Annotated in this window: 14 protein-coding genes and 3 pseudogenes; 9 read left to right on the plus strand and 8 right to left on the minus strand. The window is 60.3% G+C overall.

The window, feature by feature from the left end:
• The 4 genes and pseudogenes from Q2941_RS10290 to Q2941_RS10305 all read right to left on the minus strand — a co-directional run.
• Window positions 1-470: IS701 family transposase (locus tag Q2941_RS10290; protein ID WP_458192367.1), on the minus strand; the 470-nt coding region annotated here is incomplete at its 3' end.
• Window positions 471-1,019: 549 nt separating this feature from the next.
• Window positions 1,020-1,595 (minus strand): hypothetical protein, encoded by a 576-nt coding sequence (locus Q2941_RS10295; RefSeq protein WP_458192368.1) that lies wholly within the window; start codon window positions 1,593-1,595, stop codon window positions 1,020-1,022.
• Window positions 1,592-2,758, minus strand: a complete 1,167-nt coding sequence (locus tag Q2941_RS10300) for an ERF family protein (protein ID WP_458192369.1) — start codon at window positions 2,756-2,758, stop codon at window positions 1,592-1,594. The genes Q2941_RS10295 and Q2941_RS10300 overlap by 4 nt, the downstream gene beginning before the upstream one ends.
• Window positions 2,742-3,068: pseudogene (locus Q2941_RS10305) on the minus strand (YqaJ viral recombinase family protein); the annotation flags it as partial. The gene Q2941_RS10300 and the pseudogene Q2941_RS10305, both read right to left, overlap by 17 nt.
• A gap of 216 nt (window positions 3,069-3,284) precedes the next feature.
• On the opposite strand from Q2941_RS10305, the gene Q2941_RS10310 reads away from it, so the two are divergent.
• The 5 genes from Q2941_RS10310 to Q2941_RS10330 all read left to right on the plus strand — a co-directional run bounded on the left by Q2941_RS10310 (window position 3,285) and on the right by Q2941_RS10330 (window position 8,155).
• Window positions 3,285-3,593, plus strand: coding sequence for a hypothetical protein (locus tag Q2941_RS10310; protein ID WP_458192370.1), 309 nt, complete (start codon window positions 3,285-3,287; stop codon window positions 3,591-3,593).
• Window positions 3,590-3,973, plus strand: coding sequence for a hypothetical protein (locus Q2941_RS10315; protein ID WP_458192371.1), 384 nt, complete (start codon window positions 3,590-3,592; stop codon window positions 3,971-3,973). The genes Q2941_RS10310 and Q2941_RS10315 overlap by 4 nt, the downstream gene beginning before the upstream one ends.
• 1,093 nt (window positions 3,974-5,066) lie before the next feature.
• Complete coding sequence (locus Q2941_RS10320; RefSeq protein WP_458192372.1) at window positions 5,067-5,531, plus strand: ATP-dependent DNA ligase; 465 nt, start codon at window positions 5,067-5,069, stop codon at window positions 5,529-5,531.
• Window positions 5,532-7,035: 1,504 nt separating this feature from the next.
• A complete protein-coding gene (locus Q2941_RS10325; RefSeq protein WP_458192373.1) occupies window positions 7,036-7,308 on the plus strand; it encodes a hypothetical protein in 273 nt (90 codons plus the stop codon).
• 682 nt (window positions 7,309-7,990) lie between these two features.
• The gene (locus Q2941_RS10330; RefSeq protein ID WP_458192374.1) at window positions 7,991-8,155 is read left to right on the plus strand and encodes a hypothetical protein; all 165 of its coding nucleotides are present in this window, start codon (window positions 7,991-7,993) and stop codon (window positions 8,153-8,155) included.
• Between the two features lie 1,074 nt (window positions 8,156-9,229).
• Here the strand turns inward: Q2941_RS10330 and Q2941_RS10335 are convergent.
• The 4 genes from Q2941_RS10335 to Q2941_RS10350 form a co-directional block, all read right to left on the minus strand.
• On the minus strand, window positions 9,230-9,802 hold the full coding sequence (locus tag Q2941_RS10335) for a hypothetical protein (protein ID WP_458192375.1): 573 nt from the start codon (window positions 9,800-9,802) through the stop codon (window positions 9,230-9,232).
• Window positions 9,803-10,416: 614 nt separating this feature from the next.
• The gene (locus Q2941_RS10340) at window positions 10,417-11,058 is read right to left on the minus strand and encodes a hypothetical protein (protein WP_458192376.1); all 642 of its coding nucleotides are present in this window, start codon (window positions 11,056-11,058) and stop codon (window positions 10,417-10,419) included.
• Between the two features lie 12 nt (window positions 11,059-11,070).
• Entirely contained in the window at window positions 11,071-12,312 is a 1,242-nt protein-coding gene (locus Q2941_RS10345; protein ID WP_458192377.1) for an ERF family protein, read from the minus strand.
• A gap of 26 nt (window positions 12,313-12,338) precedes the next feature.
• Complete coding sequence (locus Q2941_RS10350; protein WP_458192378.1) at window positions 12,339-13,142, minus strand: YqaJ viral recombinase family nuclease; 804 nt, start codon at window positions 13,140-13,142, stop codon at window positions 12,339-12,341.
• Between the two features lie 44 nt (window positions 13,143-13,186).
• Here Q2941_RS10350 and Q2941_RS10355 point away from each other — a divergent pair, with 44 nt between their 5' ends.
• The 4 genes and pseudogenes from Q2941_RS10355 to Q2941_RS10370 all read left to right on the plus strand — a co-directional run bounded on the left by Q2941_RS10355 (window position 13,187) and on the right by Q2941_RS10370 (window position 15,826).
• Window positions 13,187-13,492: a helix-turn-helix domain-containing protein gene (locus Q2941_RS10355; protein ID WP_458192379.1), complete on the plus strand. Its 306-nt coding sequence runs from the start codon at window positions 13,187-13,189 to the stop codon at window positions 13,490-13,492.
• A gap of 143 nt (window positions 13,493-13,635) precedes the next feature.
• Window positions 13,636-14,616: pseudogene (locus tag Q2941_RS10360) on the plus strand (IS5 family transposase); the annotation flags it as partial.
• 53 nt (window positions 14,617-14,669) lie between these two features.
• Window positions 14,670-14,956 (plus strand): annotated as a pseudogene (locus Q2941_RS10365) (hypothetical protein).
• Between the two features lie 171 nt (window positions 14,957-15,127).
• The gene (locus Q2941_RS10370) at window positions 15,128-15,826 is read left to right on the plus strand and encodes a hypothetical protein (protein ID WP_458192380.1); all 699 of its coding nucleotides are present in this window, start codon (window positions 15,128-15,130) and stop codon (window positions 15,824-15,826) included.
• The last annotated feature ends 28 nt before the right edge of the window (window positions 15,827-15,854 follow it).

Genomic DNA, 15,854 nt, shown 5'->3' on the forward strand with positions numbered 1-15,854 from the left:
AAGAGACGCAACGCGACCATCACCGGCACTTCCCCGCGCGCAAGCGTCAAAGACACCAGCGTTTGGCAATTTGCCGTTTTGCCGAGAGCCGACGCGTATTGAGCTGCAACACCAACCGAGCGTTCGCCCTTCTTTGGGATTGCGGTGTCATCAATAACCAGCACCGCATCCTTGCCGCCGACAAGCCGGTCCGCCTGGTTGAGCAGCTCAGATTCCAGCGGTGATGCGTCCCAGACGCCATCGGCGATGAAATGGTGCAGCTGATCGTAGTTGCCGGTTGCGAGGCGTTCCGCCATCGGCTGAACGCTCTTGCGATCGCCAGGACCGATCAGTCCCGCAACGTACAGAGGACACATCCGCTGCCGAGTCTTATGACCCAGCCGGTCCAAGAACGGCATCAGCCAGCGTTCGAGTTCGTCTTCCCATCCCGCCATGGTCAGCCCTCCAAGAGCCGACCACCCATGAATCATTGAAAAATTGATTCGGGAATCCTAAAAGCACGGCAAAATCAACGATCTGCCAAAGTAGTGCTAGGCAGAATCGACAATACGACCCGGTCTCAGGTTCGACACACATCACTAAACATAATGTCGATCCAACCTACTTTGACGCGCCAAGGAAGCGATGGTTCGTGATCTCCCTGAGCAGCGGCAATCGTTAGGTATGCGCGTGGATCGCATCTGACGCGCGGCGCATGGGTGCCGCAGTCACACGCTATGGCAAAACGCAACAGCCGGTCGATCAGCTTCCCGACATAAGCGATCCGGGTCCACATTTTGGATCGACGCGGCGACCTCGTTGGCGCCGTCGACCTTGACTGCACAGATGATGAAGCGGCGAAAGAGCGCGTCCGAACGGTCGACGGCGGGCGAAATCGCGGTGAATGATTGGGCTTCCTCGCGATCGTGGATGTGAGCAGCAGTCGACCGGTTCGCCTAGACAAGCAGACGACTATTGTCCCTCCGTTGCAGCATGTCCGCTGGACTGGCCTCGCAGGTCCGTACTTCGTTGAGTTTGCGTCAGCGCCGCTGGCGCATCGGCCCACCCGCGAAGCGCTGGTTCCTGATCTCGCGAAGGAGCAACATGCGCTTGGTTTGTGCTGCATTGAGCAAGTCTTCGAACAGGACCAAGACCTCGCGCGCCTGCACGTAGACTTCAGTGGTGATGGCGTGTTGATCGAAGCCGTAGGCTGCAAGGCGGGCGTCGATTTCGCTCGTAGCCACCGGATCAATCTGCCAGCTCAGGGCATTTTGCAGCGTGTAGTACTCGGCTTCGCGTTCGAAGTCGGGATCGATCCCGACCATGTCGATGCGCCGTAACGCTGCCTCAATCGCCTTTTGACGATAGGTCTCCAGAAGCTTGTGACGCAACACGCGGTAGCGTTGGATCTCCCAAGACAGTTCGGCGACGTCGATGGCGAGCAGCCACTCGATGGCGGATCGCGGCGCAAGGTCTGCGAAGATCGCCTGCCGCAGCGCCTGGTAGTGGTCAAGCTGTTCGCCCGGCAGTAGCAGGGGTGGCGGTGCCAACACTTCAAACTCGACCGGCAGCGCGGCGGCGGTCAGTTGGTGCGCCGCTTGGATGGGAACGTTCATCGTGGTGAGGCCTCCGAGCCAAGGTTTGCGGGGAGGGCTGCGGACCTGAAGGAGGCGTTGGCCGGGCCGTGGACGGGGCTCGCCGCCCACAGGTCCTGCGCCGCCGGCAACGGCGCGATCTGCAGGTTCGCCCACCAGGCCCGTTCGTTGCCGTGCCGGTGCAGCTCCTGGTGATGGGCGCGGCACAAGGGGACCGTGAACTGGTCGCTGACCTTGCGGCCAAGCGTCCGGGGTTGGGCGAATTTCAGATGGTGGGCATCGCACGGGGTCTGCTGGCAGATGAGGCAAGGCTGCTCCCGGACAAACAACAGGTGCGCCTTGCTGCGCTTGCGGGGCGGCTCCTTGGGATGGGCGAGCCCTGCCTCGGGCGTGGCCGGCAGAGCTGGCTGCAGCGCGGCCTCGCCCTCCGCGCGACCTACCAGCTCAGGCGGCACACTTTGCGCTCGCTCCGAGGCGGGTGCTGGGTCGGCAGCGGCGTCCTCAAGCTTGGTCCGATAGGCGGCCTCGACGACCCGGGCGTCGGCCTCCAGCAGCGCGTTCTTCAGTGGCAGGCTGGCCTTGGCCCAGGCGAGCAGATCTTCGCTGGCAGCTAAGGATGCGAGCTGGGTCAACAGCTGGTCCCGCAGCTCGGCGGACTGCGGCGGCTCCAGCACCGGCGCACGGTTGAGAACGCCTTTGGCGGGCTTGGCCTTGACGAGAGGAGGTCCGTGCGGTCCGGCCTCGGGCACGCTTGCCAGCGCATCCGGCGCGTCCAGATCGTCTTCACCCGCAATCCCGACCAGGGCGAACAGGGCATAGCGCCGTGCATAGGTCAGCGCCGCCCCCATGCGGTGCGGCGCCTCAACGTCTCTGGTGGCGCAGACCGGCCAGACCGAGGCAATCCACTCGCCCGAGGAATGGGCGAGCAGGGTGGTGAGGTGGATCTGGCCGGTGGTTTCCTCGATCCGGGTGGTCTGGATGGTGGCGATCTCCTGCTGGCTGAGGGTCTTGCGCACAATGTCGAGGCCCGAGGCTAGCGAGGCGTAGCGGAAGGTCCGATCGTCATCGCGCAGGAACGGCGAGCGGATCTGAGCGGTCAGGGTCTTTTCCGGGTTGGTCAGTTCGGCTTGCGCGCGGGCCAGCGCCGCCGCAATCGCGCCGATATGCTCACTGGCCTGGTGCATGGACGGCCTCCATCTCAACCGGATCAAAACTGACCGCGCCGGCTTTGGAGCGCTTGGCGCGAATGCCGTGGCCAAAGGCCTCCTTGGCATCCTCGGGCATCAGCTTCTTGAGCTCGGCCTTGGCCTGCTCATGGTCGCCGTAGGCCTCTCGGGTGCGCAGGTAGGTCGCCGCGCACTCCGCCCACAGGTTGGACGCGGTCATGTCGACGACCTTAACGGCGGCGAGCCGTGGGCGCGGGGTCTCGATGGCGAACAGCAGCGGCGGCTCGCCGCTCTGCACGCAGCGCCAGAACTTCTTTTCCGCGCTGAGGCCCGAGCCCCGACGCAATCGCGACGGCAAGCTTTTCGGTCGCAGCTGGAGCGCTGCTATCGCTGCGCGCCAAACCATGGCGCACCGCATTTTGGCTGGATCTGTTTTTTCCGCCCGCCGTCCTTGGGCCGAGCTCAAAAGAGCAACAAACTTGCTGCAAAAGGAGCTCAAGCCCTGTGAGCTGTTGCAGTCGGGCCGTCTGCCTATGCGGGCTTCTTGGTCATCTCCTGGCAGGCTGGCGTACCCACCGTCAGGCAGGCATCGCTACTACCCGTGGCGGTCCCGGCCGCACTTGCTCGGTTTGCTAATTTATGGCACCATAAAATCATGAAGTCAAAAATAAATAGCGCTAAGAAATCGAAGCGTGGCCGACCTCCCGTCGATAGCGAGGCGGTGAACGTCCGCATGGCAGTTGATGCATTGCAAAATCTCGACGACTGGCGCCGAAAGCAGGATGACCTTCCCGGCCGCCCTGAGGCCATCCGCCGGCTGGTCGAGATCGGATTGAAGGCGAGGGCGAAATGAATGACGGTCCGGAAAAGAGCTCCACAAAGCTTCGCTACTGCATTGAGGACACGCTAACATTCCTAATCGAGCAGCTTAAGCAGGCCATGTCGCCAGCCGATCAATTCGCTGCAGTAACTGTAGCAAAGGCCGTGATCCCATTGCTGGCCTCTCACTTGCGAGAGGACCAGCGCTCTAATGCGCATGTGGCCTTTTCATATCCCTTTGGCGATTATATTGCGCAACCCGATTGGTCAGACAGATGGGACGATTTAGCGAGAATGCCGCCACCCTTATTTGCTCAGACAGCGTCGGAGCTGATCGATTGCCTGGGTGAATGCATCAATCAAATCGCTCAGCTTCCGGCGTCTGACGAAATTGAACTGCGCGGCGGTCCCTGAGCGCGACAGCCGGGGGCCTCTCATTTGCTCGCGAGGACGGTCCTGTCACAAACCTGTGGCATGACCATTGCATAGTCAAAATCAACTGGGATTTCAGCGCCCAGTTAGAAAATACGGCGCTGCCGGGACCTGTATTTCCAGCCCGATAGCGCCTTTTTCAGGAAGTGTATTTTCGGAGTACCCATGCCATCGAACACCATTGAATTGATCGTTTCCGCTTACGTACGTTTGAAGAACCGCCGAGCATTGGAGGACATGCGTGAACTTCGGCGCCAGTTGGTCGGAGGCTTACAAGCCGCGTCCGGCATCAATCCGGGTCCTGCCCTGAAGCAGGTTCAGGAGGACCTGCGAGTAATCGAGCAAGGGCTAGAGCAGCTCCAAGTGCAAACACACTGCAGATTTTAGGCTAGATCGGCTGCCGCAGGATCGACCCTGGTCGCGTGTCGGCTGGTGCTTGGTCTGCTCAGAGTGCGGCGCCGCAGGATCTGTGAACATCGTACCCAATTGGCATGACATGCCCGGCCGAACTGCGTCATCAAGCATGGGCTATAGATTTTGATTCCTGCGATGAATCTCACCACGGAACTCTCTTCGTGAGGCTTTGAAGCTATGACCGCCGTTTCACGGGGGATCCACTGGGTGCTGCGACAAGCCCTGCTCTATGGCTCTCTGCACGAGCGCAGCGGCCGGCTATATCACCCGGGAGGCAGCAGGCCTTTATGCAGCCGGCATTTGGCAGACCAAGTGATCAAAGCCGGTTTCATTCTGAGGAATGGACAGAAATACGAGCTAACGGAGAAAGGGCGGCGCGCCGCTCAATAGTGCTCAGGACTGGAGTGAGTAGCGATGATTTAGTTGCGGCCGCCACCACCCCGGACTCGAGAACCTTCTACGGCGCCTGTCTCCCTAATTTCTCCGGTGCTTGCGACCGCCTCGCCAGTTCATGACCGCATCTCAGGCACCGGAAATCAATTTCCTGCGGCTGGCCGGTCCACTTCGATTGGGTGAAATGCGCTGCCATCGGCCACATACGGCAGTTCGGGCACCCAATTAAAACCTGATCGGCATTGAGTACGGGCGATCCTTCGCCAATGTGCAGGGGATTCCCCGGTCAATCCCAACCGGGCGTTTTTTTTGGATCGTTACCGAGGCCGCGCTGAAGAACCGACAGAAGCATTTCGTCATCGATGGCGAAGCCGTGATCCTCGGCGTCGACGGCATCTCCGACTTCAACGCGCTGCACTCGCGCAAGCACGATCACGAGGTCCAGCTCTACGCCTTCGACATCCTTGCTATGGGCAGCGACGATCTGCGCAATCTGCCGCTGCACCTACGCAAGACGAACCTGGAGCGGCTATTGGCGCGCCGGCCGGACGGAATCACCGTGGCGCCTTTCGAGCGCGGTGAGATCGGGCCCGACCTATTCCGAGCAGCGTGCCGCATGGGCTTGGAGGGGCTGGTCTCCAAACATCGCGATCGGCCGTACCGTGGCGGCCGGCAGAAGCATTGGATCAAAGTGAAGAACCGCAGCCATCCAGCGATGGAGCGCGAACTCTAGAAGTCCATGAAAAAACCCCCAGCGCTCGCACGCCGGGGGCGGATGTTAAGTATGACCTAGGTTAAACAATGAACCGTCAGTAGCAGACAATCATTGCTGCGTTTGTGAAGTGGTTCACACATGGCAGAAAAGCCTGCCAAGTGATCCGCGCTATAAGCGACGCCCCCGCTGAGAAGCAGTGATCGGCATCGTCTGCTCGCTGGTACAACCCAGTGTGCTGGGGATACCGATAGATGGTTTCCCCGTTGCCATTTTTTCCCGATATGGTGGCGTTGCGCTCGGATGGGCGCTCTAAGGAGCGGGCGGCTCCGGCGTCACCAGCCCTGGCCGGGGCCGTCTGCTTTGGCACGCGCTGTTAAGGTGGCTGGCGCTAGGACCGTTAATGGATTTGCCGGAACGCCTCTTGATTGGTCTGGCTATTGTAGCGGCATTGTTTCTGTGCGCGGTCGTTTCCGCGCTTTGGATAGTGGGCTAGGAGGTAACGCACGGATGTCCGATCGAGAAATCGAGCATGAAACCGTCGTCAAGCAACTCCTAAGGAAGGCAGCCAGACGAAGGCGTCCAAGTCAGCTCTACTCAGTAGTCCCGCACGGCCAAGAGACTGATGCAAACCGTGAGTTCGCACCGCATCGCGAGCCGAACGGCCTCGTATGGTTCTTCCTCTTTCTCCCTGCATTTGTGATTGCCTGGGCGATTTGTGTGAAGATGGGCGCGATTTAGAGTGGCCATCCCGCCGGCTGGTGGGGTTCGGCTTTTTAACCTCCATCACTTACGTAATTGGATTCGCGTTGTTGCGCGACTGCAATTGGGCGAACGTTTCGAGGCATACCCGCACGCTTAGGAGTGTGATGCCGTGCTGAGTCGCATTCGGAATGTGATATTCAAGATCCAGAAGCGAACTCCCTCGCGGCGCTTCTCAGACAGTTGCCAGCGGGTGAAGCGCTTGGCCCGCCTGATGAGCGTTATGCAGAGAAGGAAGGTGCGAAATTGAGCCAAGATACGTTGGCCAAGCTCATTGTTCTCATCCTGATGCTGAGTGCATTCACAGTGTGGCGCGCCTCGGACCGGGCTGGCTCTTACCCGACTGACATCTCAGCAATCCGCAGATAACGATCCAGATGTCCTTTAGGTCGCGCCGCCCAAACTATCTGGCATAGGCACCGGATTACGCAGTGTAGGACTATTAGGCGAGGCGGCCTGCGAGCACGTCCACGAGCTGGTGGAATAGTAACGGCTTCGAGCCGCCTAGGAGCGCGTGGGGCGACCAGTAACTAGCGACGCGGGCCTATCTCCAAGTCCACGACCTGCAGTAGCTCGCCACCACTCCGAGCCGCGAGGAATCGTCATGCGCGCCTTAACCGACACTATGTCCCTGCGTTCAACCCGAAGGGAAAGGAACCGCATTGGGGCCGCCGCAAATTGAAGTGGGATCAATGGACCGTTTCCCAACGCAGTTCCCGAATTAACCCGCGGTCGGGACATCAAGCTTAATCCGAGAACTTGATTGCTGTTGCGCGCCAGAGCGCTAGGCTTTCTCTCACCGGACATTGCCCTCGTCCGGGTCCACCCCAAGGCGAAGTCGTCGCGCCAGCATTATTCGGCGCGGCGGCTTCGTTTGATCGGCACGAGCCTTCCTGTGCGTAAGCTACTGTCGGCGGTATTCAATGCCTGCCTCTGGATTATCTTGCTCGCGCTGGCCATTGTCGGCGTTGCGCGCGTGGGCGTCGAGTCAATGGAGCGACGAGGCCAACCGCACCTTGCGCGACTCCAGCGCTGAAGCAATTCTGTCGCGTCCGGGCCACACCCGCGATGTTCCATCTCGCAACGTGCTTTCCGGAGTCAACGTCGCCGCCGATTCGTGGAATCATCCGCCCTAACCGGGGCTGGAATTCGAGCAGCATATTTTACATTCAATTTCCCCGGACAGGCCGCAGGATAGGGGCAGGGTTCTGCGGCCTTTTTCACGCGGTCGATGTCGCTAACGGGGGCCGACCAAGGGTGTGAACCGATCATGATGCGCATATTGCTTCTTGGCATCGCGTCGTTTGTGACGGCGATGATCTTCAATTCTCCCGACGCGAACGCGGTATACTGGCGCGGCATCACTGCCCCGACCGATATCGCTGTTAACGGATGGCCAATCATCAAGGAGCCGCCGCCCAGCCCCTGCCAATTAATCCGGGTAAATGGATACTGGGTCCGGCAGTGCATAGACCTAAGGGGCCGCTGGTGAGGTTGATGCTTGCTGCCAAAGCGTTGGCGCGCGAGTTTTGATGAGTTGGTAGTTGAAGAGCGGCGGCGACGCGGCCTCGGCCGAGCTTAGCGCCAGCATCATCCAGTTCTACATGCAAGGGTTCCTTCACCTTGATCTAGGGATACATTCGAATGGGCAATAGCCGAAGATCCCTTCGCGTTGAATAGTGAGACCGCTGCTGCTGGGGGCCAAACGGAGATGTCCGATGGGTGCGGCAGGCTGGCGCGTTGCGCATATGAAGAGGGCTTTCCGCGCCCGCGCAGTTCTTATCGGCTTGCTGGAAGAGCTGCCGTTTATCTGCCCGGCGGCAGTCGCGATCGGCTCGCTGATCATGATCGGTATCATGCTCTACAAGGATTGGCCGCGGTGAGTTGCGGCAATCAGCGCCGCGGCGTCGGTGCGTTTCTCGATCGGGCGGGGCTAACTTCGTTGTTGGAGCGTTGAGTGATGCCAGAAACCGCGCCGTTGCCAACCTTCGATCAGACGATGGAGGCGTCTCTTCATAGGGTCCAAGATTACCCGCATCAAGAGACTTCGCATGAGGATCGTGTGTTCGAATTCTTGCTGTTGAGCGCCCTGCTAACGTTGACGGGCGTTTGGATTTACTTTCTCGCACGTGCCTTCTGGGCCGCTGCCGTATGGATCGCAGGCTAAGTTCGAAGGGCGGGCCGACGATCGGCGCACTCGTTGCAGAACCTCAGCCAACTGTTGGACGCAGGCCGCGGCGACCGGTTGAGCCGTTATTGTCTGCACGATGCGGGTGTCCATGAAGCCCTTGAGTCGGTTGCGAACCGCGCCCTCGAATGCGATCACGTCATCGCCGCTAAGCTCGTGTGCGTATTGGCGCACCAATGCGCGCTGCTCTGGGGTCAACATCTCAGCAAACCAGTCTGTTTCGCTGCCATCATTTGCCTCGTGACAGCTCTCTCGTAACGGCAGCTCGAACGTGGTTCTTGGTCACCGCCTTGATCAGGCCAACGTCGAGATCTGCCTGAAGCCGCGCGGCCACTGCGTGAAGGCTGGTGACCTCCGAGCCGTTCAAAGAACCGGCTGAGTGTCGTACCATCTGTTTGTCGGCATCGCTTAGATTGTAACTCATTCATCTGTTCCTTTGTGTGGACTCCGCTGCCGATACATCCACGGCCAGCGAAACTGTTAATCGTCACGCAGCTTCACGCCGCTCGTAGGCCACGAAGTCTTTGTAGAAGATGCCGCGCTCAACCTTGTCCTCGCTCGCAAGTGCCCAGGGCCAGAGCTCGAGCCTGCGCCGGGCTTAAACACTCGAATGACGTTTGCGCCATTTTCATTGACGCGCTTAATCCATGGCGCATCGTGCGGGTTCTCAAAAATCTCCGCCATATCGTTGAATGTCTCCTCGTATAGCGCGGTGCCCTCGATAGGATCGAAGGCGCGGCTCGTCTCGCGCGGCTTGGGAAGGCCGGTGCTATTGCTGGTGGGCGCATAAACCTGGCAGCACGCCAAGATCCTTGCAGATCTCCTTGCGGCTTAGCTCGGAAACACCCTTCGCTGTTTCCAGCGCCAGCTCGAGCTTCTGGAGATCATCGACCGCGCTGCCGTGAATGCGGCGCAATTCGCGATCCCTAAAATAGGCGTGATCGCCCTCCATGACGCCGCTCATCACAGGCGCCATCTCAATGATGGCCTGCACCCATTCGGGATCGAGGGTCTCGCGGTTTTGCGAAATGTAATGACGGCGCTTCTCTTCCGGCATCGCGGCGAGATGCCCGCGGATCTCAAGCCGGCGCAGATATGAGACCGCATCCGTCTTATCGATTGGCGGCACGGTGATAGTTGCGCGGATTGCCTTGACGTCGGCGGTTGCCTTCCGGATGGCCTCGCGGCTTCGGTGGAGCGCCGGCATTGCGACCGATAGAGCGTATTGCTCCACTTCTTGAAGGAGTCCGGCGTCGGTGAACCGGCCGCTCTTCCGGCCTTCGTTGAACCTGTCCTCGAAGGCGTCGATGGTTGCGAAGATCGTTCGTGTATGACTGCTCAAGGCGAGCGCCGACACTCTTGGGCGCGAAATTCCATTGCCACAGGGGAATGCGGACAGCATTCGGGCCTGAGGCACCCCGACGAAGCGTTAAACGTCCTCTGAAACCGGCATCACTGGCCATCAATTCTGCAATGGTGGGCAATTGAGCGGTCAAAGTCTTTTGCGAGTCGGTCAGTTCGGTTGCGCGCGGGCCGGCCCGCCGCAATCGGCCCGATGTGCTCTCACTGGCTTGGTGCATGGACAGCCTCCATCTCAACGAGATCAAAGCTCGTCGCGCCGGTTTTGGAGCGCTTTGCACGAATGCTGTGGCCAAAGGCCTGCTTGGCATCTCGGGTAGCAGCAGGTTGAGCTCCGCCTTGACCAGCTCGTGCTCGCTATGGGCCGCGCGGGTGCGCAGAAAAGTCGCCGCGCAGTTGGACCACAGATTGGAGGAGATCATGTCGACGACCTTGACGGTCGCTAGCCGCGGGGCGGGATTTCGATCCCGAACAGGAGCGGCGGTTCGCCGCTCTGCTTGCAGCGCCCACCTCTTAATTCTCGTGAGCGCGCCCGCATGCCTGGAAACGGAAGCAGCCGTGGCGAGGGCAAGCAAAAGCCGCTGGTCTCACGCGCGATCATCTTATGCGAGCTCTCATTCGCTCCCACGGCTTGCGACGCTCCATTAATTGGAGCGCAAACAAAATCTGACAGGCTTGCCGCCAAAGTGTCGCTTCATACCGGCTCAAGCGGTCAAGCGCGTAGGTGGGTAGGTTCGACAAGCGAACGAAAGAGAGGGTCAGGTCGTCAGGTTCGCCCTCTGACATGATCGAAGTAGAGCCGTCGGCATCGGAGTCCTCACCCTGCTGAGACTCCGCCCCATCACTAGCCGTGGCAGCGAAATTTAAGTGTAGCCTCTCGATTGTTTGCTGTTGACATTGACGCGCCTGACGGCGTTGTCGAAATTGGAGCAGCTGTTGGGCCTGGATCTTGAAGAGCCCGCTTTCAATGGTAGTAGCCCGACGCAGGCGCCACAGCAGGCTTGCCAATCGAAGCACGAGCTCGCGCTCGACCGATGATTGCGCATCAAAGTCCGCGGTAATGGCGATCTCAAACGCGGCGTAATCTTCCGCGTCTTCCACCGCATCGATTACCGTTTCGGCGGTAAGCCCATGGCGGACCGCATTCCGTCGCGACCGCTGCTTGCCTTCCTCGGTCGCTGGGCCGGTGCTGAGGCGCGCATTGCGGCGGTTGGACTCGAGCTGTCGAAGGGAGGTCATTCGTCTTCGGCCTTAAACTGGGTTCGTTTCGTTCTTTTGATCGCCGCGCGTGGCATCCGCGTTGAACCGGCCACCGTTGGTACTCCCATCGAGCTGGATCCCACGGCTTGCCGCGGTCTCAATGGCATGCGTCGTCCGCCAGAGTGCGGCAGCGACATCCAACGGCGCGACCCGGTAATGTTGCCACCAGGCCCGTTCGTTGCCACGCCGATGAAGTTCGCGGTGATGGAGCCGGCAAACTGGGACGGTAAACCTGTCGCTGACCTTGCGACCCATTGCGCGCTGCTCGGCGAATTTGACGTGATGGGCGTCGGAAGGCGTACGACCACAAATCAGGCAGGGCTGAGTGGTAATAAATTTGAGATGGTGGCGATCGCGCTCACGGACTGGCTTGCTAAGGACGACGACCGTGTCAACGCTCGATTGTCCCCGTATCGGCTCGCCTTCGGTACGTAGCGGGCTCTCCTCTTTCGCAACGGGAACGATCTGCGCTTCCTCAAGCAGCCTGAGCTTGGCGTCAAAAGCTGCCTCGACGGTCTGCGCGTCCGCGCTGGAGAGTTGGTTCTTGAGAGGGAGGGCTCGGTAGGCCCAAGCGGTCAGCGAAGTGGCATCCCCGAACAGCTCAACTTCAACGGCCAATTGATTACGCAGGCGCGCTGAGGCTTCGGGCGTGAGCTTGACAGCTTTCTGCCGCCGTTCGCGGGTGCGACTTGCGACGGTCAGTCCGCTCCAGCTCGCTGTCGATGCTGGTCGGGGAGAGGCGGAGACGGGAGGGGCCGATCGGTCCGCAAGCGTGCTGTTGGAGCCCGGCGAGGGACTAGTCGAAGCTAGATCCGGCGCGTCCAGATCATCCTCCCCGGCAATACCAACCAGCGTGAACAGGGCGTAGCGCCGCGCATACGTCAGGGCCGCGCCCATTCGATGCGGGGCGACGGTCTCGGAGACAGGGCACACCGGCCAGTCGGAGGCAATCCATTCCCCCGAGGTGTGGAGGAGCGTGGTGGTCAGCTTGATCAGCCCGGTCGCCGGTTCGATCGAGGTCGCCTGGACGGTGGCGATCTCGTGCTTGGTCAGGCATTTCCGGACGATCTCAAGCCCGCTCGCCAGCGAGGCATAGCGGAATGTCCGCGCCTCCTCCCGTGGGAAGGACGACACAATGATCGCGCTGAGGGCTTTTACCGGGTTTTCCAGCTCTGCCTGCGCCTTCGCGAGGGCGCCAGCGATTTGGCTGAGGCTGTCGCTCGATCGCTGCATGTCGATGCCTCCCGAAGTAAGTGCGACTAGTGTCCGGCTAACAGCTCAAAGCTGATCGCACCGGATTTCGTGCGCTTGGCCCGAACGCCGTGCCCGGAGGCCTCTTTGGCATCTTCCGGTACGAGCGCCTTGAGCTCGCTCTTGGCGCGCTCGTGCTCGACGGCGGCTTCACGGGTGCGCCGGTAGATCGCCGCGAACTCGGTCCACGAGTTCGAGGCGCTCATGTCGACCACGCGGACCACTTCCAGGCGCGACCTTGGCGGCTCAATGCCGAACAGGTGTGGCGGTTCGCCGGTTTCCACACAACGCCAGAACTTCTTTTCCGCAGTTAGCAGCAGGTGCTGATAGAGTGGGTCGGCGGGGACGGTGATCTCCACCCATTTGCCGCCGCCGGTGATGATCGACAGCACGGCAGTGCGCGCCGCGGTCACCCACATATTGTGCTGCAGCTGGGCCATGTGTTTCTCGGCGGCACCCTCTTCGGAGAAATTCCAGGGCAGCATGAATTTGGCCTCGAACACCGCGCCTGTGGCTTCGACCCGGCCGTCGAGCGTCGCCGCCATCCAGCGGTGCACGGCATGAAATACCTGCCATTGGACTTCCGTGACGACCTGTCCGGTGTTCTTTTCGTACCAGCGCCGGTTCAAATGCTCTGTCACGGTGCCGAGCTGGACCAGGAGGTCGCCCGACAAATCTTCCGGCACGACCTCGCCCCGCTTTTCCTTCCAAAGGCGGAGGAGCGCTGCCTCGTCCTCGCCCATGATGATCCGGGCATCCGAGCCCCCTATGAAATGACGACGGCCATTTAGTGGGTTGGCAAAAGCGCACATCGTTGTAATCCTCAATTCTTCGAATTCAAGGATGGTCCATTCGGATGGTCCATTCGATACTAAAAGTATCTATCTTGATGGAAAGAAAGTCAATACTAAAAGTATCGATTAGGCAGATCAAAGCCGCCCGCGCACTGCTGGGCTGGTCGCAGGAGGATTTGGCGGGAGAAGCCGATGTATCAATTCCGACTATAAAACGCCTGGAAGCATTGGATGGGCTTCTTGGTGGTCGGACTGAGACTGCCGAAAAGATTGGGATGGCGCTAACGTCTGCCGGTATCGAGTTCATCGACGAGAACGGTGGCGGGCCGGGGGTGCGCCTTCGAAAGCCGCCAAAGCACAAGCGGTGAAAGCCGGCCGCGACGTCTTTGTGCGAAACGAATCCAATCTTCCCCGCCATGAACGGAGCGGCTAGAGCCGTCTTGGAGCCCGCCAGGGTGGGGAGAACGGCGGCGAGCAGCCTTCGCAAGTCAAAGCGTGACGCAGGGAAGAAGAAGCGCTGTCGGTGCTGGAGCGCGAGTTTGCCGCGCTCTATTCGCCGATTGGGCGGCCGTCGATCCCGCCGGAGAAGCTGCTGCGGGCGATGCTTTTGCAGGCGTTTATTCGATCCGCTCCGAGCGGCTTCTGATGGAGCGGTTGGAATACGACCTGCTGTTCCGCTGGTTCGTCGGAATCGGCATCGACGACGCAGCTTGGGACCATTTTCTCAAAGAACCGCGACCGGCTGCTGGAAGGCGATATCGCGGCCAAGTTCCTGGCGGCGGTGCTGGCGCAGTCCAAGGTGAAGAAGCTTCTATCGAGCGATCACTTCTCGGTCGATGGGACGCTGATCGAGGCCTGGGCCTCGATGAAGAGTGTCAAGCCGAAGGACGGCTGTGGCGAGCCGCCGGCCCAAGGCGGCGGGCGCAATGCCGAAGCGGACTTCCATGGCCAGAAACGCTCGAACGACACCCATGCTTCGACCACTGATCCGGACGCCAGGCTGTACCGCAAGGGCAAAGGCAAGGAGACGAAGTTGTGCTTCATCGGGCACGGGCTGATGGAGAACCGCCACGGCCTGCTGGTCGACGCCTGCCTGACGCAGGCCGACGGGCATGCCGAGCGGGTGGCCGCGCTGCACATGATCGAGCCTCATGCCGACCGGCCGACAGCGATCACGCTTGGCGCCGACAAAGCCTATGATGCAGAAGACTTCGTCAACGAACTGCGCTCGATGAACGTGACGCCGCATGTTGCGCAGAACACCAGCGGCCGTAGCTCCGCGATTGACGGGCGAACGACCCGGCACGGCGGCTATGCCGTCAGCCAGCGCATCCGCAAGCGGATCGAGGAGGCATTCGGCTGGATCACGACGGTCGCCGGGCAAGAGAAGACCAGCTTCCGTGGTCGCGATCGCGTCGCATGGGCCTTTACCTTCGCTGCCACCGCCTACAATCTGGTGCGGCTGCCCAAGTTGATCGCGGAGACCGGCTGACCAAGGTGCCCGGCTTCGCCAAGGCCTTTGTCGGCCGCTGGCGCATCGTCGAAATGGACGTCTGGGACAGCGAATTCCTCGATCTTGTCGAAGAGGCGCATCTCACCTTCCAGGGCAAGTCCGATGGCGAAATCGCCTTTGGGGCTTTCAAGGGCTTCCTGGACGTGCGCTACGGCACCCGCGACGGATCGGCCTGCGCCGAGTTCTCATGGGAAGGGCACACGACGACAATGATCCGTCCTGCGGTCGCGGATGGGCTATGATCGGCACTGCGGGCAGGCTCGTCGGCTTCTACATCCACAATGGCGACGATTCGGCCTTCGTTTGCGAACGCGGCTGAGTTCTTCAACAGCCTGCTAGGGTCACATTCCTGGCTACCGGTCCTTGTTGTGCCCGTCGTAAGTTGGGCACCTATTCCCAAGCCTTGCGACCAGCCACTGCCCTCGAACTTGGCCACGCGCACACGCAGCGGACATCTCGCTGCGTGTTCGACAAATCTGTGGAGTCCTAAATGAAGCTGGACAGCAAGAAAGATGAGCGCGCCTATCAGGTGAAATTCGGCCCCAAGACCGAGTTTGCCATTCTGCCAGGCGAGAATCCCCTCGAGTTCGAAATTCTGCGCGGGCAGGTGGCTGGCGAGCATGCGCCTGATGGTCCTCTCGAAGAGGACCTGGTCCTAACCATTGCAAAATGCATCTGGCGCAAGCGGCGGTACCAGCGCTTTTTAGCATCCAGAGTAACTGCCGCCAAATTCGAATCCGGCCACGAGGCATATGATGAAGCGATGGCGCTTAACGCATTCTATCATGCGATAGATGGCGCCGTCTCCTTTCCAGAAATTCGGCGAACTCTCGATCAATTGGGCGGGCATTTTGCCGATCATCTCCATGCCAAGTGCCCCAAGGGGGAGTTTGGGACGCCGCAGGAGTGGGTCAAGGCGCTGCAAGAGGAGGTCCAAAAAGTGTTGATCCCGGCGGCCACTCGCTTCGGATGCCCACCGGACGAGGTGCTGATCAAACAATCGTCGGCCGTTCTCACAGACGATGCGTTTGCACGTGAACTCGAGTTCGAGGAGCGCATCGATAGAAAACTAGAGCAGACGCTCGATCGCCTTGAGAAGGTGAAAGCGGCAAAGCGGCGGGTCTCCTTTCATGAAGCCCAACGCTTCAATCGTTCGCATCCGGTCCGAATTGTCGGATTTGCAAAGTAGTTGGCCTGCGCGGGCGCTCAAAACATCG

This window comes from Bradyrhizobium sp. UFLA05-153, assembly GCF_054185185.1.